Below are 1,415 nucleotides of genomic sequence, written 5' to 3'. Positions count from 1 at the left end.
CGTCTGATGCTCGACTCGAAGCCCAGTGAGATGAGCCCCCTCGTGAATCCGTTCAGTCGGGAAGGACTCGAGGCATGGGAGCGCATAGCGAGTGCGCTCAAGTTTTCGGGCGCGCCGACGGACGAACGACTGGCTAAGGCTGTCTCGGGATACGTTCGCGGGATGCTGCGGTCCCAAGGCCTGGAATCGCCCCTCACACCGGGTGTCGGTCAGGAGGACCGGGGCGTCAGCCGCTGATGGAGTGCCGACGCGCCTCTTCGGTATCGCCAGCAGAATCGGGGTGTGAGCACCAGCGCCATCCAGCACATCATCGCCATGCCGACGGACGTCGGCAACATCGGCCAGACCCTCTTCCAGGGATTCTCACTGGCGCTGTTTCCCGACTACCTGGCAATCTTGGAAACGCTCGTGGCGTTCCCGCACGACATGCTGGAGACGGGTCTGGAAAGGTCGCAACTAGTCGCATCCAAGATGGCAGGCGCGGCCTTGTGCGTGCGAATGATCAGGGCGGATCTGCTCAATGAAGACCATGCCGACGTCCGTGGCCTCCCGACGATCGTCTGGAGCACCGACAAGACGGCGGCCGAGGTGGAAGCGCGACTAGGCGGATTTCAGGTACGACCGCTGCACATCACCAAGAGGAACTTCGAGGGCGCGGTGTCCATGGCTGGGCTGACGAACGAAGCCGTCTATGGACACCTTCTAGCGCTGGCCGAGCGCACCGCGGCATTCGACGAGACTTTCGGCGCGTTGGTCGAGCTGATGAAGGCGCACCCTCCTGTCTCGCGGGATGAAGGGGTTCTGCCGTTTGTCCCACAGATGCACAACTGCACGCTTCCCATGGCGGAGGTGCTGAGGGTGTACGGGTTCAGCTTTGCGAACGCCAAGGGTATTGAGCCTTCACCATGGATCGACGCGCACATCGATGCGATGGTCGAGTTTGCAGCGCAGATCGATAGGTTGCGCGTGGGACATGATGTCCACGCGATGCGGAAGAACGACGGCATCATCTTTTGCCCGTCGATTTACGCCATGCTCTACAAGGTAGACAACAAGATCTGGAACCCGGTGCTCCGCGGGTTGGAGCGCGGCAAGCGCAACTTCGTCAAAGCCCTGCTCCTGCGCAACAAAGGGTACGGCAATGGACAGATCGAATTCGATGGCGAGCGGGCCGACGATTTCAATCCGTATGCGGATCCTGTCGTGGGCGCACTTCTGAGGCAACGTCAGATTGAACAGCGGATCTTTGCTGCCGTGGTCGCCGTTCTGGCCGTCAACCAGTTCGTGCCTGCGTTTCGGCTTCCAAACGCCGTCACGCTGCATCACGACAAGCTCAGCGAAATCTACTCGCTGGTGTGCAGCAACAAGCCAACCAGGTTGGCTGAGTTGAACCGACGTCTGGGCGAGTACTGCGC

At 60.8% G+C, this 1,415-nt stretch carries 2 protein-coding genes; both read left to right on the top strand.

Annotation, left to right across the window (positions count from 1 at the left end; all coding sequences use genetic code 11):
• Positions 1–237 (top strand): hypothetical protein (locus ACXJKR_RS32485; protein WP_457326367.1); only part of this gene is annotated, 237 nt, incomplete at its 5' end.
• 45 nt (positions 238–282) lie between these two features.
• Positions 283–1,415: hypothetical protein (locus tag ACXJKR_RS32480; RefSeq protein WP_457326366.1), on the top strand; the 1,133-nt coding region annotated here is incomplete at its 3' end.

It is taken from the genome of Roseateles sp. P5_E11 (genome assembly GCF_054049355.1).
Note: the sequence above shows the minus strand (reverse complement) of the source record. Positions and strands in the feature narration are given on the sequence as shown.